The 22,129-nt window shown below is 60.8% G+C and carries 20 protein-coding genes and 1 pseudogene; 8 read left to right on the top strand and 13 right to left on the bottom strand.

Translation table 11 applies throughout. From position 1 onward, the window contains the following. Positions 1-91: 91 nt before the first annotated feature. Both ppk1 and hemB read right to left on the bottom strand, forming a co-directional pair. The gene (ppk1, locus tag AB4O36_RS27090) at positions 92-2,305 is read right to left on the bottom strand and encodes a polyphosphate kinase 1 (RefSeq protein ID WP_460140679.1); all 2,214 of its coding nucleotides are present in this window, start codon (positions 2,303-2,305) and stop codon (positions 92-94) included. 18 nt (positions 2,306-2,323) lie between these two features. Beyond that, positions 2,324-3,337 (bottom strand): porphobilinogen synthase, encoded by a 1,014-nt coding sequence (gene hemB / locus AB4O36_RS27085; protein WP_460119799.1) that lies wholly within the window; start codon positions 3,335-3,337, stop codon positions 2,324-2,326. 208 nt (positions 3,338-3,545) lie between these two features. On the opposite strand from hemB, the gene AB4O36_RS27080 reads away from it, so the two are divergent. Further along, positions 3,546-4,175, top strand: coding sequence for a DedA family protein (locus tag AB4O36_RS27080; RefSeq protein WP_460119797.1), 630 nt, complete (start codon positions 3,546-3,548; stop codon positions 4,173-4,175). Here AB4O36_RS27080 and AB4O36_RS27075 read toward each other — a convergent pair. After that, positions 4,156-5,391, bottom strand: a complete 1,236-nt coding sequence (locus AB4O36_RS27075) for a sterol desaturase family protein (RefSeq protein WP_460140678.1) — start codon at positions 5,389-5,391, stop codon at positions 4,156-4,158. The two genes, AB4O36_RS27080 and AB4O36_RS27075, sit on opposite strands and share 20 nt — an antisense overlap. A 115-nt stretch (positions 5,392-5,506) precedes the next feature. On the opposite strand from AB4O36_RS27075, the gene elbB reads away from it, so the two are divergent. Then, complete coding sequence (gene elbB / locus AB4O36_RS27070; protein WP_460119793.1) at positions 5,507-6,175, top strand: isoprenoid biosynthesis glyoxalase ElbB; 669 nt, start codon at positions 5,507-5,509, stop codon at positions 6,173-6,175. A 47-nt stretch (positions 6,176-6,222) separates the two neighbouring features. Here the strand turns inward: elbB and AB4O36_RS27065 are convergent, their stop codons facing one another. After that, a complete protein-coding gene (locus tag AB4O36_RS27065; RefSeq protein WP_460119791.1) occupies positions 6,223-6,678 on the bottom strand; it encodes a YaiI/YqxD family protein in 456 nt (151 codons plus the stop codon). Positions 6,679-6,739: 61 nt separating this feature from the next. Next, complete coding sequence (locus AB4O36_RS27060) at positions 6,740-8,638, bottom strand: FTR1 family protein (protein WP_460119790.1); 1,899 nt, start codon at positions 8,636-8,638, stop codon at positions 6,740-6,742. Between the two features lie 313 nt (positions 8,639-8,951). Here AB4O36_RS27060 and AB4O36_RS27055 point away from each other — a divergent pair, with 313 nt between their 5' ends. From AB4O36_RS27055 to AB4O36_RS27040, 4 genes are read left to right on the top strand one after another with little or no spacing between them, the layout of a single operon-like run. Next, positions 8,952-10,349 carry a COG3014 family protein gene (locus AB4O36_RS27055; RefSeq protein ID WP_460119788.1) on the top strand — a complete coding sequence of 466 codons (1,398 nt, stop codon included), beginning with the start codon at positions 8,952-8,954 and terminating at the stop codon, positions 10,347-10,349. Positions 10,350-10,364: 15 nt separating this feature from the next. Continuing rightward, complete coding sequence (locus tag AB4O36_RS27050; protein ID WP_460119786.1) at positions 10,365-10,736, top strand: YcfL family protein; 372 nt, start codon at positions 10,365-10,367, stop codon at positions 10,734-10,736. 33 nt (positions 10,737-10,769) lie between these two features. Beyond that, entirely contained in the window at positions 10,770-11,357 is a 588-nt protein-coding gene (gene lpoB / locus AB4O36_RS27045; protein ID WP_368556016.1) for a penicillin-binding protein activator LpoB, read from the top strand. A gap of 3 nt (positions 11,358-11,360) precedes the next feature. Beyond that, positions 11,361-12,104 (top strand): penicillin-binding protein activator LpoB, encoded by a 744-nt coding sequence (locus AB4O36_RS27040; RefSeq protein WP_460140677.1) that lies wholly within the window; start codon positions 11,361-11,363, stop codon positions 12,102-12,104. A gap of 53 nt (positions 12,105-12,157) precedes the next feature. Here AB4O36_RS27040 and rhtB read toward each other — a convergent pair whose 3' ends face one another. The 3 genes from rhtB to AB4O36_RS27025 form a co-directional block, all read right to left on the bottom strand. Next, positions 12,158-12,790: a homoserine/homoserine lactone efflux protein gene (rhtB, locus tag AB4O36_RS27035; protein WP_460119782.1), complete on the bottom strand. Its 633-nt coding sequence runs from the start codon at positions 12,788-12,790 to the stop codon at positions 12,158-12,160. Between the two features lie 220 nt (positions 12,791-13,010). Beyond that, positions 13,011-13,592, bottom strand: a complete 582-nt coding sequence (locus AB4O36_RS27030; protein WP_460119780.1) for a mechanosensitive ion channel domain-containing protein — start codon at positions 13,590-13,592, stop codon at positions 13,011-13,013. Continuing rightward, positions 13,592-15,502: an ATP-binding cassette domain-containing protein gene (locus AB4O36_RS27025; RefSeq protein WP_460119778.1), complete on the bottom strand. Its 1,911-nt coding sequence runs from the start codon at positions 15,500-15,502 to the stop codon at positions 13,592-13,594. The genes AB4O36_RS27030 and AB4O36_RS27025 overlap by 1 nt, the downstream gene beginning before the upstream one ends. Positions 15,503-15,552: 50 nt before the next feature. Here AB4O36_RS27025 and AB4O36_RS27020 point away from each other — a divergent pair, with 50 nt between their 5' ends. Beyond that, entirely contained in the window at positions 15,553-16,017 is a 465-nt protein-coding gene (locus tag AB4O36_RS27020) for a TIGR02444 family protein (protein ID WP_460119776.1), read from the top strand. A 392-nt stretch (positions 16,018-16,409) separates the two neighbouring features. Here the strand turns inward: AB4O36_RS27020 and AB4O36_RS27015 are convergent. Next, positions 16,410-17,354 (bottom strand): annotated as a pseudogene (locus AB4O36_RS27015) (AlgP family protein); the annotation flags it as partial. A 192-nt stretch (positions 17,355-17,546) separates the two neighbouring features. On the opposite strand from AB4O36_RS27015, the gene AB4O36_RS27010 reads away from it, so the two are divergent. Continuing rightward, on the top strand, positions 17,547-18,212 hold the full coding sequence (locus AB4O36_RS27010; RefSeq protein ID WP_460119772.1) for an FKBP-type peptidyl-prolyl cis-trans isomerase: 666 nt from the start codon (positions 17,547-17,549) through the stop codon (positions 18,210-18,212). A gap of 58 nt (positions 18,213-18,270) precedes the next feature. Here the strand turns inward: AB4O36_RS27010 and rsd are convergent, their stop codons facing one another. From rsd to AB4O36_RS26990, 4 genes are all read right to left on the bottom strand, one after another. Next, positions 18,271-18,729, bottom strand: a complete 459-nt coding sequence (gene rsd / locus AB4O36_RS27005) for a sigma D regulator (RefSeq protein ID WP_460119770.1) — start codon at positions 18,727-18,729, stop codon at positions 18,271-18,273. A gap of 176 nt (positions 18,730-18,905) precedes the next feature. Then, positions 18,906-19,457 (bottom strand): disulfide bond formation protein B, encoded by a 552-nt coding sequence (locus AB4O36_RS27000; RefSeq protein WP_460140676.1) that lies wholly within the window; start codon positions 19,455-19,457, stop codon positions 18,906-18,908. A gap of 261 nt (positions 19,458-19,718) precedes the next feature. Then, positions 19,719-20,957, bottom strand: a complete 1,239-nt coding sequence (locus tag AB4O36_RS26995) for a heme biosynthesis HemY N-terminal domain-containing protein (protein WP_460140675.1) — start codon at positions 20,955-20,957, stop codon at positions 19,719-19,721. Next, positions 20,954-22,114 carry a uroporphyrinogen-III C-methyltransferase gene (locus AB4O36_RS26990; protein WP_460119766.1) on the bottom strand — a complete coding sequence of 387 codons (1,161 nt, stop codon included), beginning with the start codon at positions 22,112-22,114 and terminating at the stop codon, positions 20,954-20,956. Before AB4O36_RS26990 ends, AB4O36_RS26995 begins: the two co-directional genes overlap by 4 nt. Positions 22,115-22,129: the final 15 nt, after the last annotated feature.

Here is a 22,129-nt window from a genome sequence, read left to right as displayed (position 1 = left end):
CAACATCTGCGAATGAGATCCCTGTGGGAGAGTTGGCGCAAACAAAAATGGCGATCCGCAGGGATCGCCATTTTTTATGCCGCAGTGAAGGTCAAGTCACCGTCAGGATCGGGCTGCCCAGCCGCTCGAGCAACGTCGCCTGCGCACTGCGCGGATTCTGGTTGCCGGTCGGCGTGTTGCGGATGTAGCGCCCGTCTGCTTGCAGGCTCCAACTGTGGGTGTTGTCGGTCAGGTACAACTCCAGCTCTTTCTTGACCCGCATGATCAGCTTCTTGCCTTCTACCGGGAAGCAGGTCTCGACACGCTTGTCGAGGTTGCGCTCCATCCAGTCGGCGCTGGACAGGAACATCTGCTCTTCACCGCCATTGAGGAAGTAGAAGACCCGGGTGTGCTCCAGGAAACGACCGATGATCGAGCGCACGTGGATGTTGTGCGATACACCGGCGATGCCTGGGCGCAGGCAGCACATGCCCCGCACCACCAGATCGATGCGCACACCGGACTGACTGGCCTTGTACAGCGCACGGATGATCTTTGGATCGGTCAGCGAGTTGAACTTGGCGATGATATGCGCCGGCTTGCCCTCGAGGGCGAACTGGGTTTCCCGGGCAATCATGTCGAGCATGCCCTTCTTGAGCGTGAACGGCGCGTGCAGCAGCTTCTTCATGCGCAGGGTCTTGCCCATGCCGATCAACTGGCTGAACAGTTTGCCGACGTCTTCACACAACGCGTCATCGGAGGTCAGCAGGCTGTAGTCGGTGTACAGGCGGGCGTTGCCGGCGTGGTAGTTACCTGTGCCCAAATGCGCGTAGCGCACGATCTCTCCGGCTTCGCGACGCAGGATCAGCATCATCTTGGCGTGGGTCTTGAAGCCAACCACGCCATAGATCACGACCGCACCCGCCGCTTGCAGGCGACTGGCCAGTTGCAGGTTGGACTCTTCATCGAACCGCGCCCGCAGCTCGATCACTGCGGTGACTTCCTTGCCGTTACGCGCGGCGTCCACCAGCGCATCGACGATTTCCGAGTTGGCGCCGGAGCGGTACAGCGTCTGGCGCACCGCCAGCACATGGGGGTCTTTTGCGGCTTGGCGCAGCAGGTCGACCACGGGGGTAAACGACTCGAATGGGTGCAGCAGCAGGATGTCCTGCTTGCTCACCACGCTGAAGATGTTCTCGCTGTTCTGCAACAGTTTCGGGATCTGCGGCGTGAACGGCAGGTATTGCAGCTCGCGCTGGCTGTCCAGGCCGGTGATGCTGAACAGACGTGTCAGGTTCACCGGGCCGTTGACCTGGTACAGCTCGCTCTCGCTCAGGTTGAACTGCTTGAGCAAATAGTCGGACAGGTGTTTTGGGCAGGTATCGGCTACTTCCAGACGCACGGCATCGCCGTAGCGACGGGAGAACAACTCGCCACGCAGGGCCCGGGCCAGGTCTTCCACGTCTTCGGAGTCCAGCGCCAGGTCGGCGTTACGGGTCAGGCGGAACTGGTAGCAGCCCTTGACCTTCATGCCCTGGAACAGGTCATCGGCGTGCGCGTGGATCATCGACGACAGGAATACGTAGTTGTCGCCGGCACCGCCGACTTCTTCCGGCACCTTGATGATTCGCGGCAACAGGCGCGGCGCCGGGATGATCGCCAGGCCGGAATCGCGACCGAAGGCGTCGATCCCTTCCAGCTCGACGATGAAGTTCAGGCTCTTGTTCACCAGCAACGGGAACGGGTGCGTCGGGTCGAGACCGATCGGGGTGATGATCGGCGCGATCTCGTCGCGGAAGAAACGGCGGACCCAGGTTTTGATCTTGGTGGTCCAGTGACGACGACGGATGAAGCGGACCTGATGTTTTTCCAGCTCCGGCAACAGAATGTCGTTGAGGATCGCGTACTGGCGATCAACGTGACCGTGTACCAACTCGCTGATCCGGGCCAGCGCCTGATGCGGTTGCAGGCCATCGGCGCCGGCCTGTTCGCGGGCGAAGGTGATCTGCTTCTTGAGGCCCGCTACACGAATCTCGAAGAACTCGTCCAGGTTGCTGGAGAAAATCAGCAGGAACTTCAGCCGCTCCAGTAACGGATAGGACTCATCCAGCGCCTGCTCCAGCACGCGGATATTGAACTGCAGTTGCGAGAGTTCGCGGTGGATGTACAGACTGCTGTCATCCAGGCCGGGAACGGCAATCGCCGGCGCCGCAGGCTCGGGCGCCGCCGCAGGAGCAGGCTCCAGCTCCGGCGGGGTCTCGTCGAGTTGCTCCACCACGGGTAGAGCCTCGTTTACGGCAACTTCAGTGAGTCCTTCGGTATTCATGGAATGTTCCTGGGAGGGCTATGGTTGCTCTCGTAGCAATTGAGCGGCACGAACGGCAAAGTACGTCAGGATGCCATCAGCACCTGCACGTTTAAAAGCGGTCAGAGACTCAAGGATTACCCCTTCGCTCAACCAGCCATTCTGGATCGCCGCCATGTGCATGGCATATTCACCGCTGACCTGATAAACGAAGGTCGGCACTTTGAATTCTTCTTTGACCCGGTACAGGATGTCCAGGTACGGCATGCCTGGCTTGACCATGACCATGTCCGCACCTTCGGCCAGGTCCGCCGCCACTTCGTGCAGGGCTTCGTTGCCGTTGGCCGGGTCCATCTGATAGGAGGCCTTGTTGGCCTTGCCCAGGTTCAGCGCCGAACCCACCGCATCGCGGAACGGGCCGTAGTAGGCACTGGCGTACTTCGCCGAGTAGGCCATGATCCGTACATTGACGTGACCCGCCACTTCGAGGGCTTCGCGAATCGCCTGGATGCGCCCGTCCATCATGTCCGACGGTGCTACCACCTGTGCCCCGGCTTCGGCGTGGGACAAGGCCTGCTTGACCAGTGCGTCAACGGTGATGTCGTTCTGCACATAGCCTTCTTCGTCGAGAATGCCGTCCTGACCGTGGGTGGTGAACGGGTCCAGTGCCACGTCGGTGATCACGCCAAGTTCCGGGAACTGCGCTCGCAGGGCGCGGGTAGCGCGCTGGGCAATGCCTTCAGGGTTCCAGGCTTCGGCCGCGTCGAGGGACTTGAGTTCGGTCGGCGTGACCGGGAACAGTGCCACCGCAGGAATGCCAAGATCCACCCACTTGGCCGCTTCTTCGAGCAACAGGTCGATGGTCAGGCGTTCGACGCCCGGCATCGAGGCCACCGCTTCACGACGATTTTCGCCATCCAGCACAAACACCGGCAGGATCAGGTCATTGGTGGTCAGGACATTTTCACGGACCAGTCGACGCGAAAAGTCGTCACGACGGTTACGACGCAAACGGGTGGCTGGGAACAAGCGGTTGGCGGGGGTAAAGCTCACGGCAGACTCCTGAGCCCGCGCTGACGGGCGAGCGTGACAGTTATAAGCGGCCATTATGACCACCGTATGACAGTTATGTGCACCCCTGTGTCACGTAGTCGCATTCCATTGTCCTTGTAGGAATTGTTCACGTCGAGACACATTTGGACACTTTCATGAATGTGTCCGAAGGGGTAGGCTGCGCGTTCATTTCGCCAGCACCCAGACAATGCTCCAACAATTTCTGCATGACTTCGGCTACTTTGCCCTGTTTATCGGCACATTCTTCGAAGGCGAAACCATCCTGGTGCTCGCGGGCTTTCTCGCGTTCCGTGGATACATGGACATCAACCTGGTGGTGGTTGTGGCCTTCTGCGGCAGTTATGCCGGCGATCAGCTTTGGTATTTCATGGGTCGCAAGCACGGTCGCAAGCTGCTGGCGCGCAAGCCCCGCTGGCAGATGATGGGCGACCGGGCGCTGGAGCACATCCGCAAGCACCCGGACATCTGGGTGTTGAGCTTTCGCTTCGTCTACGGCTTGCGCACGGTCATGCCCGTGGCCATCGGCCTGTCCGGCTACCCGCCGGGCCGCTATCTGTTGCTGAACGGGATTGGCGCGGCGATCTGGGCAACGGCGTTGGCCGCAGCCGCCTACCACTTCGGCGCGGTGCTCGAAGGCATGCTGGGTAGCATCAAGAAATACGAATTGTGGGTGCTCGGCGCGCTGTTGGTGCTGGGCCTGGGCTTGTGGATGCGCCGACGCTTCAAGAATGCGCGCCTGGCCAAACAGGTCTACGCCGAAGAACAGGCCTTGAAAGCCGAGCAGGCCAAGGCCGAGGTCAAGACGCCAGGCGAATGAAGCGGTTTCTGCAGCAGTAGAGACCGATCACGCTGACCAGGCTGTAACTGAGCAGGCCGACCCAACCCAGCGCGCCCGCCGGCCACAGCCCCACCACCGGCGCCAGCCACATCAACGGCACGTTCGATGCCAGCCGCACCAGTTCCAGCTTCAACGCCCACGGGCGATTCTCCAGGGCCACGCCCAACGCGCACAACCCCAGCGCCACCGCTGCCCAGCCGAGCACCAATGCGGCGGTCGACAGCTGCGGCTCGAAATTCATCAGGTAACTGCCCAAGGCAATGTAGGCGCAGAACTGCAATAGGATGTAGACCTGCTGACGCCCGTCCAGCGGCACCTCGAACTTGCGAAACTGGCTCAAGTCCGGCTTGTTCATCGGGTACTTCGCCGCCACGTCCGCCGGCCGCCATCCGGTGCGCATGAACCAGATGCGCAGCTTGTCCCACGTGTTTTGCGTCCGACGCGCATCCTCCCAGAGCTGCACGTAAAACTGCACATTCGCCCACAGCGGATTCCAGCTCGCAAGCGGCGTGGTCACGCCGAAAATCACGGGTTCGTCATCGTCTTCTTCCTGGAACGAGCCAAACAGCCGGTCCCAAATAATGAACACCCCGCCGTAGTTGCGATCCATGTAGAGAGCGTTCTGTGCATGGTGGGCCCGATGATTGGAAGGCGTGACGAAGAACCACTCGAACCAGCCGAGCTTGGGAATATGCCGCGTATGCACCCAGAACTGGTACAGCAGGTTCAGCGCCGCGACGCTGACGAACACCAGCAGCGGCACGCCCAGCACCGCCATGGGCAGATAGAAGATCCAGCTCAGCAAAAATCCGGTGCTGGTCTGGCGCAGCGCCGTGGAGAGGTTGTAGTCCTCGCTCTGGTGATGCACCGAGTGCGCTGCCCAGAGGATGTTGCGTTCATGACCACAGCGATGCAGCCAGTAGTAACAAAAATCGTAAAACACGAAGGCAAACACCCAGACCCAGACGCTGTCTGCGGGCAGTTCGAACAAGCCCAGATGCTTGAGCGCGAACGCATAAGTCAAAAGCCCCACGCCCTTGGTCAGCAGGCCAGTGGTGGTGGACAGCACGCCGGTGCTGATGCTGTTGATCGCGTCCGCTACCCGGTAATTGCTGACGCCGCGCCAACGGTCGGCCAACAGTTCGAGGGCAATCAGCACGAAGAAGAACGGCACCGCATACAGAATGAAGTCCATGACGCGCCCTGATTGGAATTTTTAGGATAGATCCTAGGTGTAGCCGCGTATTAACCCTATGGCAACGAGTGACAAATTAGTGGACATTTAACGCCATGAATCAGGAGAAAAGCCCATGAGCAAAAAAGTTGCAGTGATCCTTTCCGGTTGTGGCGTGTACGACGGCGCCGAGATTCAAGAAAGCGTGATCACGTTGCTGCGCCTGGACCAGCGCGGTGCTCAAGTTCAGTGTTTCGCTCCCAACATCGCCCAATTGCACGTACTCAACCACCTGACGGGTGAAGAGATGCCCGAGTCGCGCAACGTACTGGTGGAATCGGCGCGGATTGCCCGGGGCAACGTCAAGGACCTGCGCGAAGCCGATGTAGAAGACTATGATGCGCTGATCGTGCCGGGCGGTTTTGGGGTGGCCAAGAACCTGTCCAACTTCGCCATCGAAGGCGCAGGGTGCACCGTTCAGCCCGAAGTCCTGGCCTTGGCCGAAGCCTTTGCCGAGGCGGGCAAGCCGGTGGGACTGATCTGCATCTCCCCGGCACTGGCGGCAAAAATCTATGGGCCAGGCGTCAACTGCACCATCGGCAACGACACCGAAACTGCAGCCACCATGAACAAAATGGGCGCGACGCATACCGAATGCGCGGTGACCGACATCATCGAAGACAAGGCGCGCAAACTGGTGACCACACCGGCGTACATGCTGGCCCAGACCATCAGCGAGGCGGCATCGGGCATCAACAAGCTGGTTGACCGGGTGTTGGAGCTGACTCACGAGAATGATGCGTAATCCACCCTCACCACCGCTGAGCTGATCGTTCCTACGCGTGGGAACGATCAGGCTTTGCGGGCCAGCCGTGTGAGGATCCGGTCCAACGCATTGGCGAACGCCTGCTTCTCGCGCTCGCCATAGGGCGCTGGCCCGCCGCCCACCTGTCCTTGCTCCCTCAGGTCGGTGAACAGGTTGCGCACCGCCAACCGGTCGCCCATGTTCTGCGCGTCGAACTCCTTGCCTCGTGGGTCCAGCACCGACACGCCCTTCTTCACCAGCCGATCCGCCAAGGGCACATCACTGCAGATCACCAATTCGCCGGGGACAGCGTGTTCCACCAGATAATCGTCCGCCGCGTCCGGGCCGCTCGGCACCACGATCAACTTGACCAGCGCCAATGCCGGCTTGGTCTGTGGCTGCCCTGCCACCATCACCACTTCGAACTGACGCTTGAGGGCGAACTTCACCACCAGATCCCGGGCCTGCCGTGGGCAGGCGTCGGCATCGATCCATACGCGCATTTCGTTTACCTCTTCGAAAAAATCGCGAGCATGCTCGCGATCATGAGCGCAGCGAATGCCGTTAAGAAACCTGAACCCGCCGTTTCTCAACCAGCCAACTGCGCCCATACAGCAGAACAATCGCAATGATTGCCACCGCCTGAGCACTGAGCGAATAGGCATCGGCATGGATGCCCAACCAGTCGAACTCAAAGAACGGCACCGGTCGGGTGCCGAAGATCCCGGCCTCCTGCAACGCCTTGACGCCATGCCCGGCAAACACCACCGACAATGCGCACAACAGCGCAGCGTTGATGCTGAAGAACAACGCCAGAGGCAGGCGCGCCGAACCGCGCAGGATCACCCACGCCAGGCCCACCAGCAACACCAGCGCCGTTGCGCCACCGGCGAGCACCGCGTTGTGCCCGGCAGGCCCGGCCTGCAGCCACAGGGTCTCGTAGAACAGAATCACTTCGAACAGTTCGCGATACACGGAGAAGAACGCCAGTGTCGCAAAACCGAATCGTCCGCCGCCGCCCACCAGGCTGCTCTTGATGTAGTCCTGCCAGGCTGCCGCGTGGCGACGGTCGTGCATCCACACACCGAGCCAGAGCACCATGACTGCGGCAAACAACGCGGTGGCGCCTTCCAGCAGTTCACGTTGCGAGCCACTGACATCAATCACGTACGCCGCCAATGCCCAGGTCCCCAGACCCGCCAGCAATGCCAGGCCCCAACCCGCGTTGACGCTGCGTACCGCCGATTGCTGGCCGGTGTTGCGCAGGAACGCGAGGATCGCCGCCAGCACCAGGATCGCTTCAAGACCTTCACGCAGCAGAATCAACAGGCCGGAGATGTAGCTCAGTGACCAGCTCAGGCCATCGCCACCGAGCAGGCCGGCGGAGTCCTTCAACTTGGCCTTGGCGGCGTCCAGCCGTTGCTGAACCTCAGCCATCGGCAAACCGTCCTGCAACGACTGCCGGTACGCCATGAGGGATTTTTCGGTGTCCTTGCGCACGTTGGCGTCGACGTTATCCAGGGAGCTTTCGACCAGCTCGAAACCTTCCAGGTACGCGGCCACCGACAGGTCGTAGGCCTGATCGTGATCGCCGGTGCGATAGGCCGCGAGGCTCTTGTCGAGGGTAGTCGCGGTGTAGTCGAGCAGTTGCCCCGGCCCCCGCTTGACCTGCGACGGCTGTGCACGCTGGGTACGGAAGCTGGCCGCCGCTTGCGGCCCCTCGGCGGCCAGGACTTCAGCCGGGGTCTGACGAGCCAGTTCGGCGATGTCGTAGGTCTTTTCGCTGGCTGGCGCAGTCGGATCGGCACTGAAACCGGCGATGTAGGTCGCCAGATCCCAACGCTGACGGTCGTCCAGTTGATCAGCGAACGCTGGCATGTCGGTGCCTTCAACACCCATTCCCAAGGTGTTGTAGATCGCGTAGAGACTCAGGCGATCCAGTCGCTCGGCATCGCGCAGATTGGCCGGCGGTGGTGTCAGGCCAACACCCGCCGGACCATCGCCGGCTCCTGCATCACCGTGACAGACCGAACAATGCTGGGCATACAACGGTGCGCCTCGGGTCGGGTCCGGCGTAATGATCGGGGCCTGGCTGACCTCGTAGGCCACGGCCAGCTTCGCACCCAGCTGGCGCGACTGGCGGGCGACCTCCGCGCCGTCCTGACGGGCGGCAATCGCGCTCTGCAATGCGCTGACGTCCTGCTCAAGCCCGCCTTTCTCCGGCTTGTCCGGCATCGCCGCAACCAGGCCCTGCAACACCTTGGCAAATTCGAGTTGTTCGCGGTATTCGGATTCATTGATAACGTTGCCGGCCTCGACCGACTGCGGGTAATCGGCACCAATGTAGTCCAGCAGATGCAGCGCTTGCGGCGCGCCTTCCACAGTGTCGGCCAGCAGATTTGCACTGCACAAGGCAACCACGGGCAGCACCAGCCAAGCCAGGAAACGGGATGGGGCAATCATCAATGAATCTCAATTGGAAATACGAAGTAACACATTGTTCACTTCGAAAGACTTTCACTCAAGCTTTGTTATGAAACCGCCGGGTAGGGATTTCGACTTTCGTTTCGACGGATGATGGCACTTGTAAGAAAATAGAGATTAAAAAGCCACTAACAAGCCATCATCCCTGTTTATAATGCCGCGCCCAAAATTGTTGGACTGGGCATTCAAGCGCCTCGGATATCGGGGAATTGGCAGGACGCCAGTCTACGCCGATAGGTCTTAACAGCCAGACCGGCAAGCACGGCTGCCTACATTCAGGGAAGATGTAACTATGGCCTCCCGCGCCTTGACCTTGATCGCGCTCAGCGCTGTCACCTTGCTTTCCGGCTGCTCGGTCTTTCGCAACTACGACTCCGAACTCGCACAAACCAACCAGCAACTGGCTTCCGGCAACGTCGATGCCGCACTGACCCTGCTGGAAAAGAACAACACCGGCGCAGACAAGGACCTGCTCTACTACTTCGAAAAAGGTGAGCTGCTGCGCGCCAAGGGCGACCTGTCCGGTAGCCAGAACGCCTGGGGCAGCGCCGACTCCGTGGTCGGCCAGTGGGAAGATATGGTCAAGCTCGACACAGGCAAGTACCTCGCCCAGTTCGGCAGTTTTCTGGTCAACGACAAGGTCCGCCGCTACGAAGGCTATGACTACGAAAAGGTCATGCTGACCACGCAAATGGCCCTGAACCTGCTGGCCGTCAACGACTTCGATGGCGCACGTACCGCGATCAAGCGAACCCACGAACGTGAAGCGGTCATCGCCGACCTGCGTGACAAGGAGTACCTCAAGAGCGAAGAGGAGGCCGAGAAGGAAGGCATCAAGACCGAATACAAGGACCTGCAGGGTTACCCGGTCGCCAGCCTCGATGCGCCGGAAGTGGTTGGCCTGAAAAACAGCTACCAGAGTGCGTTCAGCCACTACCTGGCCGGTTTCGTCTATGAAGCCCTGGGAGAAAAAGACCTGGCAGCGCCGGGTTATCGCAAGGCGGCCGAGCTGCGCCCGAACACCCCACTGCTGGAACAGGCCCTCAAAGACCTCGACAAGAAAAGCGCCAAGGACGAAGACAGCGACATCTTGATCGTCGTGCAAAGCGGCCTGGCACCCGCCCGCGACTCGATTCGCGTGCCCCTGCCCCTGCCAATCAGCGGCAACGTGGTGATCACTCCGCTGTCGTTCCCGATCATCAAGCCTGACACCTCCACCGCCCCGTTCACGCAAATCGGCGTCGACGGCAAACAATTGGACATGACCCTGCTCAACAGCACCACCGCCATGTCCCGCCGCGCGCTGCGTGACGACATGCCCGGCATCATCGTGCGCACGACCGTGCGCGCCGTGACCCGTGGCGTGGCGCAGAAGAAGATCAACGAAACCAACCCGCTCGCGGGCCTGGCGGTGGGCATCACTTCAGCCGTGCTCGAAGGTGCCGATACCCGTACGTGGCGCACCTTGCCGGACAACACCCAGGTCGTGCGCCTGCGCCTCAAGAAAGGCGAGCACCACGTCACGTTGCCCAGTGCCATCGGCGGTTCGGTGGTCAAGATCACCGTGGACCAGCGCTACCAAGTCATCAGCCTGCGAGCCGTTGGCAACCAGGTATTCGCCAGCGGCGTAGCCGCCCACGTCACCCCGAGTGCCAGCCCGACGGCCGTGGCCAGCCTCAAACAACCTTAAGAACGGAGTCTTTGCATGCGTTTGCAACTCATCGCTGTCGCCGCCCTGGCCTTGCTGGCCGGTTGCGCCACACCGCCACCACCGGAGCCTGGCAGCGCTGCCAGCAAGGTCGTGGCCATGGGCAAGCTGAAGAACATCGTGGTGGGCGCCATGCGCGTTGCCCGGGAAAACGGCTTCATGACGGTCAATGCCCAGCTGAGCAACACCAGCTACAACAACAAGACCTTCTACTACCGCTTTGCCTGGCTCGGCCCTGAAGGCTTCCCGATCGGCGAAGAAGAAACCTGGAAAAGCCAGCTGATGTACGGCGAGCAGACCAGCTTCATCCAGGCCATCGCGCCGACACCGAAAGCCGTGGATTTCCGACTGGAAATCAAAACGCCTTAACTCCTTATTCGTACAGTGACAGAGAGCATTCCCATGTTTGCACGCTTTTCCTTCATCGCCGTCATCGCCCTGCTCGCCAGCGGTTGCGCCAACACCTCGCCAACCCTGGGCAGCAAGAACATCAGCTACGGCGACACCAAGGCCGTGGAAACCGTGACCAACGAGTTCGGCTCCACCGACCTGCAGATGATCGCCGAATCCATGACCCGCTCCCTGGCCCAATCCGGGATTTTGCAGGGTCGCCCGGTGGTTCAGGTCTACGACGTGAAGAACAAGACCAGCGAGTACATCGATACCCGCGAAATCACCACCAGCATCAAGACCCAACTGATGAAGTCCGGTACCGCCCGCTTCGCCAGCGACAATACCCAGATGCAGAGCCAGGTCGACCAGCTGAAGCTGCAAAACCAGAGCGGTCTGTACAAGAAGAATACCGTCGCCAAGACCGGCAACATGATCGCTGCCAAATACCGTCTTGAAGGTTCGATCAGCTCGATCGTCAAGCGCAGCAGCGACTACAAGGACGTCTTCTACAAATTCAGCCTGCAATTGATCGACGTTGAAAGTGGCCTGGCTGAATGGATGGACGAAAAAGAGATCCGCAAAACCACGGAGCGTTAATCAATGCGCGCATGGATTGGCATGATGGCCCTGGCTTGCGCGTTCAGCGTGCAAGCGGCCCCGAAAGTCGCAGTGACGGACCTGGCTTACCAGGAGCGTGTGGAGCAATACATCCACATCGTTTCGGCCCAGAACAACTTCCAGGCCAACCGTTACAGCGCCAGTGGTGCCTCGAGTTATAACGAAATCGAGGCCACCAGCAGCTACATCGAACAGGGCGAGTTGCGTAAATTCACCGGCGACATCAAGGGCGAGATCCTGCGTTCCGGAATGTTCCAACTGGTGCAAGGCACGCCCTACACCGCCTCGTCCAAGGGCGATGTGTATGACGTGATCAAGCGGATCAAGGCCGGCAACTTCAAGGGCGCCGACTATGTCCTGTTTGGCACTGTGTCGGACATCGACTTCACCCGGGATGTCACCGAGCTTGCCAATACCGACAGCTACTCGGCAATCCTGGCGTTGACCCTGGTAGCTGATTTCAGCCTGATCAACACGCGCACCTTCGAAATCACCTCGGCCTTTACGGCGATGGGCGAAGGCCAGGACACCAAACTGGTGAACCATCGCGACGTGCGGGTCTCGCTGAACCGTCCTCGGGTGGTGCGTGACGTGTCCAAGGCGCTGGGCGAAGACGTGGCCGCGCAGATGAGCGAACAACTCGGTGGGGGCGGTCATGTGCAACCGGGTAAACCCCAGCTGCGCAATAACCTGCCAGCCGATACAGCACCGACGATACTGCGCTAAATGTGCAAACGAAAAAGGCGACCCTGAGGTCGCCTTTTTTGTGCCCGGGCGGTTCACACCGCTGCTTTGCGTAGCGTCGCCATGAACGCAGCGGCGCCGATGAACAGGCCGGCGAAGGTGCGGTTCATGCGCTTTTGCTGCTTGGGCGTGCGCAACAGCCGCAGTACTTTTGACGCCAACCCGGTGTACCCCGCCATGACGACCAGGTCCACGCAGATCATGGTCACGCCGATGATCAGGTACTGAAGCAACAGCGGTGCGTGTGGGTCGATGAACTGCGGCAGTACCGCCAACATGAACACCAGGGCCTTGGGGTTGCTGATGTTCACCAGAAAGCCGCGAAACACCAGGGCCATCGGCTTGCCAATCTGGCGCACCGCAGCGTCATCACTCATGTCGCTGGGCAGCGCGCGCCATTGCTTGATCGCCAGGTAAACCAGATACGCCACACCGAACCATTTGATCGCGTAGAACGCCGTGGCCGATGCCGTCAAAATCGCGCCAACACCGGCGCCGACGATGGCGATCTGCACCGCAAGGCCCAGCTGCAGGCCCAGGGCGTTCCAGTAACCGCGCCAGAACCCGTATTGCAGACCGCTGGACATCGACGCAATGGCGCCAGCGCCGGGGGACAAGCTGATCACCCAGCAGGCGGCAAAAAACGCCAGCCATGTTTGTAGCTCCATCGCACACCTCGACTCAGACTCGTGACAGACGTCTAAGCTAATGCGGCTTTGGGCCCATGACTACCGATTTTTTGCAGAATGTGTCGCCTCCCCCCTGTAGGAGCGAGCATGCTCGCGATGGTCGCCAACGATGACGCTGGCGGCCTGACACCCAGCGGTGCCTGGGCCACCATCGCGAGTAAACTCGCTCCTACAGGTAGCAAATCAGGCAGTGGAAATCCTATTTCTCAAACCCGGAAACAGGAAACACATCACTCCCGCGCCACCGCCGGACCGAACGCTGGAAGAACAGGCTATTGGGCACCTGCACCATGGCACTGCCCGTCCCCAACTCTTCAGCCTCGATCAACGTGGTGTACAGCAGGTTGATCGCCACGACCCGGCCTTTGACGCCGGGCTTGTCGGTGGTGTCTACCAGTTCGACGATGTCACCGATGCGGAACGGCCCCACGGTGAAGATCAGGATCGCGCAGAGCAGGTTGGAGAGCACGCTCCACATGGCGAAAAACGCCACCGCCGCCACCGCGACAAACCCTGACAACGCGGTCCAGAGTACCGTGGCCGATACTCCCAGGCGCTCCAGCACGAAGATCAGCGCACTGCCCATGATCAGCCAGCGCAGACCACCGCGCAGCGGCATGAGCAGTTGTGGTGGAAGCGGATAACGCTCGCCCAGGCGAGTCAGGCATTTGGCGACGAAGCGCTGAGCGACGTAACCGGCCAACAGGATCAGCAGGATTTGCACGACCAACCAGATCGGCTCGATCCAGGTCGCCGGCAGTGGCAACTTGAACGCCTCCATCAGGACAGCGCCTCCAGCTCCGCCTGCATGCTTTCAAGCAGTTCCAGCGCTTGCATCCAGGCTTCTTCCAGCTCCGCTTCACGCACCTTCAGCTTGGCTTGATCCGCCAGCAGGTCACGCAGCTCGTTCTTGCGCGCCGGTTCGTAAATGTCACTGTCGCCAAGACTGGCATCGATCTTCGCCAGTTTCTCGTGGAGCTTGCCCAGCTCGGCTTCGAGCTTGTCAGCTTCGCGCTTGTGCGGGGCCAGTTGCTGACGCAATGCAGCAGCGGCCTGACGTTGGGCCTTCTTGTCAGTCTTGTCCGGGTTGGACGGTGTGTTGCTGACCGGCGCATTGCGTTGGCGGAAGTCGACCAGCCAGCGGGCGTAGTCTTCCAGGTCGCCGTCGAATTCCTCGACCTTGCCGTCCGCCACCAGATAGAAATTATCCGTGGTGCTCTTGAGCAGATGACGATCGTGGGAGACCACCAGTACCGCACCACTGAACTCCTGCAGGGCCATGGTCAGTGCCAGGCGCATCTCCAGGTCCAGGTGGTTGGTTGGTTCGTCGAGCAGCAACAGATTCGGCCGTTCCCAGGCGATCAACGCCAGGGCCAGGCGAGCCTTTTCACCGCCGGAGAAATTCAGCACCGGTTCGTCGATGCGCGCACCACGGAAATCGAAACCGCCGAGGAAGTCGCGCAGGGTCTGCTCGCGTTCGGTGGGTGCCAGGCGCTGCAAGTGCAGCAATGGGCTGGCCTTGGAATCCAGGGAGTCGAGCTGATGCTGGGCGAAGTAGCCAACCACGGTGTTCTCGCCGCGGGTCAGTCGACCGGTCAACGGCGACAGCTCACCGGCAAGGTTTTTGATCAGGGTCGATTTACCGGCACCGTTGGGACCGAGCAAACCGATGCGCGCGCCGGGGGTCAGCTGCAACTTGACCTTCTCCAGCACGGCTTTGTCGCCGTAGCCCAGACGGGCATCGGACAGGTCGATCAACGGGCTGGAAATCTTCGTCGATTCACGGAACACGAAATCGAACGGCGAATCGACGTGGGCGGCGGACAACTCTTCCATCCGCTCCAGGGCCTTGATCCGACTCTGGGCCTGGCGGGCCTTCGTGGCCTGGGCCTTGAACCGGGCGATATAGCTTTCCATGTGCGCACGCTGCGCCTGCTGCTTCTCGTAGGCTTGCTGCTGCTGAGCCAGGCGCTCGGCACGGGCACGCTCGAATGCGCTGTAGCCGCCGCGATAGAGGGTAATCTTGCGCTGATCGACGTGAGCCACGTGGTCGACCACCGCGTCGAGGAAGTCCCGGTCGTGGGAAATCAGCAACAAGGTGCCGGGGTAGCTCTTGAGCCACTCTTCGAGCCAGATGATGGCGTCGAGGTCCAGGTGGTTGGTCGGTTCGTCGAGCAACAACAAGTCCGAAGGGCACATCAGTGCTTGCGCCAGGTTCAGGCGCATCCGCCAGCCACCGGAGAAGTCGCCGACTTGACGGTCCATCTGCTCATTGGTGAACCCAAGCCCCGCCAGCAACTTGCGGGCACGGGCATCGGCGGTATAGCCGTCGGCGCTGTCGAGTTCCGAGTGCAGGCGTGCCTGGGCGGCCCCATCATGGGCGGCTTCGGCGGCCGCGAGGTCGCGTTGCACCTGGCGCAGGCGCAGATCGCCATCGAGCACGTAGTCGACCGCCAGGCGTTCGAGCGTGTCGACCTCCTGACGCATGTGGGCGATACGCCAGTCGGCCGGCAGGAAGCAGTCACCCGAGTCCGGATGCAGTTCGCCTCGAAGCAAGGCGAACAGGCTCGATTTGCCGGCGCCGTTGGCACCGATCAGGCCGGCTTTCTGGCCGGCGTGCAGGGTCAGCTCGGCGTCTTCTAGCAGACGTTGCGGGCCACGCTGTAAAGTCAGGTTCTGAAGTCGAATCATAATGGCGGCGGAGTCTACCAGCTTCGCTCGCAACTGGCGCGAGTAGCACTATGTCCTCTGACCTGTGGAGCTTTTCCCTTGGCACCTATGCCCGGCCCGGCGTAGAGACTGCATGCCTGACCTTGCAGTCGCACGGGGTCAATGTGTGCCTCCTGCTGTGCGGCCTGTGGCTGGGGCAACGTGGCGTCGCCTGTAGCGAACAACGACTGCAACAGCTTCGTGAGGTGGTCGAACCCTGGGATAGGGAGGTCGTCGAGCCGCTGCGCGCCTTGCGCACGCAATGGAAAGCCCTCGCCAGTGCAGACGCCGAGCTCAATGCGTTGCGCGAGCAGATCAAGGCGCTCGAGCTGGAAGCTGAACGGCAACTGTTGTTGCGACTGGAGCGATTGGCACAGGACTGGCCACAGGATCAGGCGACTGACGGGTCGGCCTGGCTTGCCGGTGTCGCGGCGAACGCCCAACACCTGGCCCACGACGCGCTGCATCAGCTACGCGTCGCGGCAACCGGCACTTAGGAAGCGCTGGTTGGGGTGGTGCTGGCGCTCGACGGAGCAACAGGTGTTGGCGTCGGGGTAGTGGTTGCGCTGGAAGCTACCGGTGCCGAGGCAACCGAAGCCGAAGGCGTCGTGGTGACTGGCTTGGCAGCAGGTGCCGGGGTCGGCTTGGCAGCGGCGGCCGGTTTTTTCACCGCAGGTTTTGCGGCTGGTTTGGCGGCAGCAGGCTTGGCGGCTGGTTTTGCAGCCGGTTTGGCAGCGGCTGGTTTCGCGGCTGGCTTGGCAGCCGGTTTGGCAGCGGCTGGTTTTGCTGCAGCGGCTGGCTTGGCAGCGGAGGCTGGTTTAGCGGTAGCTGGCTTGGCGGCGGTAGCCGGTTTAGCAGCAGCAGGCTTGGCAGCGGTAGCCGGTTTGGCAGCAGCAGGCTTGGCAGCGGTAGCCGGTTTGGCAGCAGCAGGCTTGGCAGCGGTAGCCGGTTTGGCAGCAGCAGGCTTGGCAGCGGTAGCCGGTTTGGCAGCAGCAGGCTTGGCAGCGGTAGCCGGTTTGGCAGCAGCAGGCTTGGCAGCGGTAGCCGGTTTGGCAGCAGGTTTAGCGGCCGCTTTTACTGCTGGCTTGGCAGCGGGTTTAGCCGCGACAGTTTTGGCTGCAGGTTTGGCGGCAGCAGTTCTTGCGGCTGGTTTTGCTGCTGGCTTGGCGGCCGGTTTGGCGGTGGCAGATTTAGCCACGGCAGGTTTGGCAGCAGCGGGTTTTGCAGCCGGTTTGGCGGCTGCGGTTTTGACAGCGGCTGGCTTGGCAGCAGGTTTGGCAGCAGCAGTTTTAGCCGCCGGTTTGGCCGCTGCTTTGGCTGCGCTGGCCGCTACGGTTTTTTTCGCCGCAGGCTTGGCGGCCGGCTTGGCCGGTGCTTTTACAGCTACAGGTTTTGCAGCGGCTTTCTTGGCGGGGGCAGCAGCAGGTTTGGCTGAGCGCAGCGACAACGCCTTGCTGACAGCCTCTTGTACGCGACCAATGCCCTGGGCCAGTTTCAGGCTTTCTTGAGCATCGCGCTTGAGTTGCAGAATGTAGCCGCGGGTATCCGACTGACGATCTTTCAAAGCGTCGAGCAAGTCCTCGAGTTCCTTGACCCCGTCCTTGGCTTTGGCTTGTGCCTTGGCTTTACCAGCCGCTGCAGCGTCCTGCAATTTAGTGCGGGACTTGTGCAGTTTTTCCTGCGCCTTGCCGCGCTGTTTTTCCAGTTTGGCGAGCAGTTTTTCCGCATCAGCCAAGGCTTCGGAACAAGCGGTTTCCAGATGCTCGAGCAGGCTGCCCGAGAGTTGTTGAAGTAAGTGCAACGGGGTATTTACGGACTTCTTGGTGGCCGACATGGTTTACCTCCTGGCTGACGTGGGTGCGGCTCATACTAGCCCTCTGCTGCTACCGCCGCTAGGGCATGTTGACAGTATCGAAAGCGTTGCGTTGCAACCGATCGAAAATCTTCTTCGCTTGAGTAAAACAAGTTCACTGTCGCGCGCACTCACACTGGCGTAATCTGCCGCATCTCAGGTCGGAGAGTGACGATGTCGCGCTACCTTTTTTTATCGCTGTGCGTGTTTTTTTCCGCGGCCCACGCCGCCGAAAAAACCAGTGAAACTCAAGCCCACGATCTCGCCTACAGCCTGGGCGCGAGCCTCGGTGAGCGGTTGCGCCTGGAGGCCCCCGAGCTGCAACTTCAGGCCTTGATCGAAGGCTTGCAGCAGGCCTATCAGGGCAAGCCCCTGGCGCTCAAGGACGACCAGATCGAACAGATCCTGACGGAGCACGAAGCGCAAATGGCGTTGCAGCAAAGCGCACCGCAGAGTGAAGCCGCCCTCGAAAAAGAAAAGAAATTTCTCGCCGCGGAAAAAGCCAAACCCGGTGTTCGTGAATTGGCCGACGGTGTCCTGCTCACCGAACTGGTGCCAGGCGCCGGTGCGAAGGCAGGTCCGAACGGCAAGGTGCAGGTGTTGTATGTCGGCCGTCTTCCGGATGGCACCGTGTTCGATCAGAACAACCAGCCACAATGGTTCAGCCTCGACAGCGTGATCAGCGGTTGGCGTAGCGCCCTGCAAAACATGCCGGTCGGTGCGAAGTGGCGGCTGGTGATTCCATCGGACCAGGCCTACGGTGCCGACGGCGCCGGCGACTTGATCGACCCGTTCACACCACTGGTGTTCGAAGTCGAATTACGCGGCGCCACCAGTTGAACGACACAAATGAAAAACGGTGCGCAAGGCGCACCGTTTTTTTATATCGCAAGAGGGTTCAGGCCTGGACTGAATCTTCTTCCTTGTGAGCGGTGTGCAGGACTTCGATCAGGCAGTCTTCGAGTTCGAAGCGCTCGTGCAATAGACCACCCAGTTCCTTGAACTTCTCTGCCACGCATTTACCTGCGTCACACAGATCGTTGAACCCGAGCAGTTTCTCGGTGATGACGTCGATGCGTGGGTAGATCGTCTCGGCCAGTTCGAGTCCACGGGTGTCGCCAAATGCCTTGGCTTCGCCCGTCAGTTGTTCATAGATCTCGAAGTGCCCGGCAGACACGTAATCGACCAGCACGCCGCAGAATTCCTGCAATGGTGTGCGGTTCTCCCCCAGAGCCTCTGGCTTGGCGCCGAGAGCATCATAGGCCCGAACCAGTTCGTGACGCTCCTGCAACCAGCGATCGATCAGCAGATGCACTCCACCCCAGCGTTCCTGAGCATTCTGACAACTTTCGAGCATGGTGATCTCTCTTCCCTTGTGGGTCATGCCACCCTTGGCCGTCTCGCTCTTGAAGGGCGGGATCGGTCAGGCAGCGCGCCATTCGAGCAACATGATTGCGATGACACGTGCGGGCCAGATTATGCCCGCACGCCAATGGCTTCAAGGTACGCAGGAGATAAAGTTCATACAAGTGTTTAATCGCCAGCCAGCACCGAGTGCGACGACTCGCCGCTGAGCGGTCGTTGGCAAGCAATGCGCAGCACGCGCAATAACTGGTAAACGGCCAGGGTGGACATGGCGACGAAGAACAGCAGGCTCCACTCAGGAACGCTCAAATCGAACAGCGTCCAGGAAATGTGCGAGCAATCCGCTGAACCGTTAAACATGAGCGGCACCACGTACATCCAGGGGGTACTCGCCAGCAGATCCGCCAGGCTGGGAGAGCAGATCGCCAGAGCCTCTTGCGGGTTACCCTGCAACAACACCTGACGCCACGCCGTTGCCGTTCCCGCCAGGCTGCACAGCGCGGCCAACAGCCAATAGACAAAAGAGCCCAATCGGCCCGGCCCATGCACCGACGCCAGTAGACACCACCCTGTGAGCAGAGCCAGACACATCCGCTGCAACACACACATGGCGCAGGGCTGTAGGCCAACGACATATTCCAGGTAATAGGACACGCCCACGGCCAAGGCACCAGCGACGAAAACCATGAAAAACAAGGAGCGTGAGCAAGCCAGTGACATGGCGTTTCCGTACCAATAGAGACAAGTGGTTACGGTAGAGGAAAGCGTGGCAGCCTTTCAAGGCAGCGCAGCAGGGAGACTTCCTCCGCACCTGTAGGCATTTCCCGACAGATTCCAGAGGAAAGAATGTAGTGCTTCGTAGGATTCTTTCTCAGGCTGAAAAAGCCTGCCAAAAATGTACAGATTTGTCGGGTTTGATTGGCATCATTCACACATTTAAAACCGCCGGCGCTATCGCCGACGATTTTAAATATTGAGCCATCAAGCATGAGCGGAAACCGGCAGCGGTGCCGCCAGCAAACGATCATCCAGAAGGCCAAGGCCTTCCTGGAACAGTTGATTGCTGCCCTCGGTGTCACCCAACTGTGCCAGCAACCGCGCCAGTTCCGCGCAGGCTTCCGGGTTGCGCTGCACGCGCAAACTGCTTTCCAGATAATCGCGCGCCTTGCCCCACAAGCTGTTTTGCAGGCACAAACGCCCCAAGGTCAACAACAGGCTCGGATCGGCGGGATGGTTTTTCAACCAGCCCTCGGCAGTCTGCAACTGGCGCGCCGGATCACTGCCGCGAACCAATCCGTAGAGGCGCGCCAGATGGCTGTCATAGCTGCGCTTGAGCGCCGTTCGCAGAACCTCCTCGGCTTCGACCTGAGCGCCCAGTTGCCGCAGCTGTTCGGCATACGCCACGATCAGTTGCGGTTCCTGGCGTTGCGCCGAAGTGAGTTGCTGCCAAGCGTGATTGAGGGACTGCAAGCCGACCGTGCCGTCCTCTCCACGCTGGGCGGCCAGGGAAAGGTTTTCCCCCCACGCCCGACGCTCCAGCTCAGCGAGTTCGGAGGCCGGCAACACCTTGTCCTTGCGAAGCTCCGGCAACAGGCGAATCACTTGCGACCATTCACCGCGCTGTTGATGCAAACGCTGCAATTGACGCAATACCTGAACGTTATGCGGGTGACGCTCATGCATCGCTTGCAGCGTTGCCAGGGCGCCTTCGGTGTCGCCGCGATCAGTCTGCAACTGAGCATGGTTCAAGGCAATGGCCAGTTCAGCCCGAGGCTGGCGCTCCAGTGCACGCTCCAGCAAGTTATCGCTTTGCTCGTAGAGACCTTGCTCGTTGGCCGCGCGTGCCGCGCCAAGGTAATAAAGCAACGGCTGGCGCTCGGCTTCGGCGGCGCGATGCAAATGACGCTGCGCGCTGGCCCAGCGACCTTCGGCCAGGTCCAGTTGGCCATGCTCGATGGCAACCTGCACCCGGCGGCTGCGATTGCGCTGCGACCAGGGGTTGACCACACCGCCTGAGGTGAGCACCAATTCGACCAGGGTCTTGATCCCCCAGAACACCAGCCATAACACCGCGATCAGGGCCAGGGTCGCCCACAGGCTCGATTCGAAACGAAAGCTCTTGTAGGCGATCAGCACGTAGCCGGAATGCTCGGCGATCGCCAACCCCAGCGCAGCGGCTGCGGCGATCACCAGGAACACGATCACATAGAGGCGTTTCATGGCGTGGCCTCCTGCGCGGTGTTCGTGACCGGCTTGGCCAGGGGCTTGATCGAGTCTTCGGCGTTGACGTTGCGGCGTTCCAGGTAGGCTTGAACGGCGCTCAGGGTGCCGGTCAGGTCAGGGGTGGCCACCGTGACCGGCTCCTTGCTCAACTCGCTCACCTGCTCGAGCATCACTTTGCTCTGCGGATTATCCGGGTTGAAGTTGCCCTTGAGCACGTCTCGCGCCTCGGCCAGCGCCTGGGTATACACCGGCGCCTGACCGTTGAGCGCCGCCCATTGCGCCTGCTCCAGCGCCAGGCTCAAGGCCAGGCGCACCTGGCTCAGACTCTGGCCGGCCAACAACGGTCGGACATTCTTGTCGGCATTGAAATCGATGCGAATGTAACGGGAAATCTGATCCCACCATTGCGACCAGCGACTGGCGCCATCGCCATCGGCGGTCAGGCCCAGCAACGACTCACCCCGATCCTTGTATTCGGGCGCCAGCTCCGTGAGATTGATCACCTGGTCACGCAATGCACCGAGGCGCAGGAACAGGCCGGTACGATCAGGCTGTTCGGTACTGCGCAGGGCGACCAGGGTTTTCGCTACTTGTTCACGGGCGGCAAACGATCCCGGGTCGTTCTGTTCGCGAAGAATTTCGTCAGCGCCCTGCACCAGCGCCTGTGCGCTGCTGATGTCCTGCAACGCCGAAAGCCGCAAGCTGGCCAGGCGCAGCAAATGTTCGGCCTCGGCCAGGCGCCAGTCCTTGCGACTTGCACCCAGGACGGTTTCCAGACGTTGATTCAAACGCTGCTGATCGCCCTGCAACTGGACCACCAGACGACTGCGCGCATCCAGCTCTTCGGCGGCGGGCATTTGCTCTAGCCGTGCGCTGAGGCGCTGTTCGTTGAGCTTGAGGTTCTGCGCCTGATCGTTCAGCGCCTGCACCTGGCTCAACTGCTGTTGGGTACTGGCTTGCAGGTGACGGACCTGCCACACGCCCCAGCCGCCGACCGCCACACCCGCCGCGCCAAGCAGCAGAGCGACGATTGCCAGGCCATTGCCTCGACGCTGGGGTGCCGCCACAGGGGCGCTTTCAACCGGTGTTTCAACCGACGCATCGAGATCGTTCACTGGCCGGGAGTCTTCTTTAGGCAAGGCAGTTTCGTTCACGTATCCATCCTTTGC

It is taken from the genome of Pseudomonas sp. S2_E01, assembly GCF_054668365.1.
Note: the sequence above shows the minus strand (reverse complement) of the source record. Positions and strands in the feature narration are given on the sequence as shown.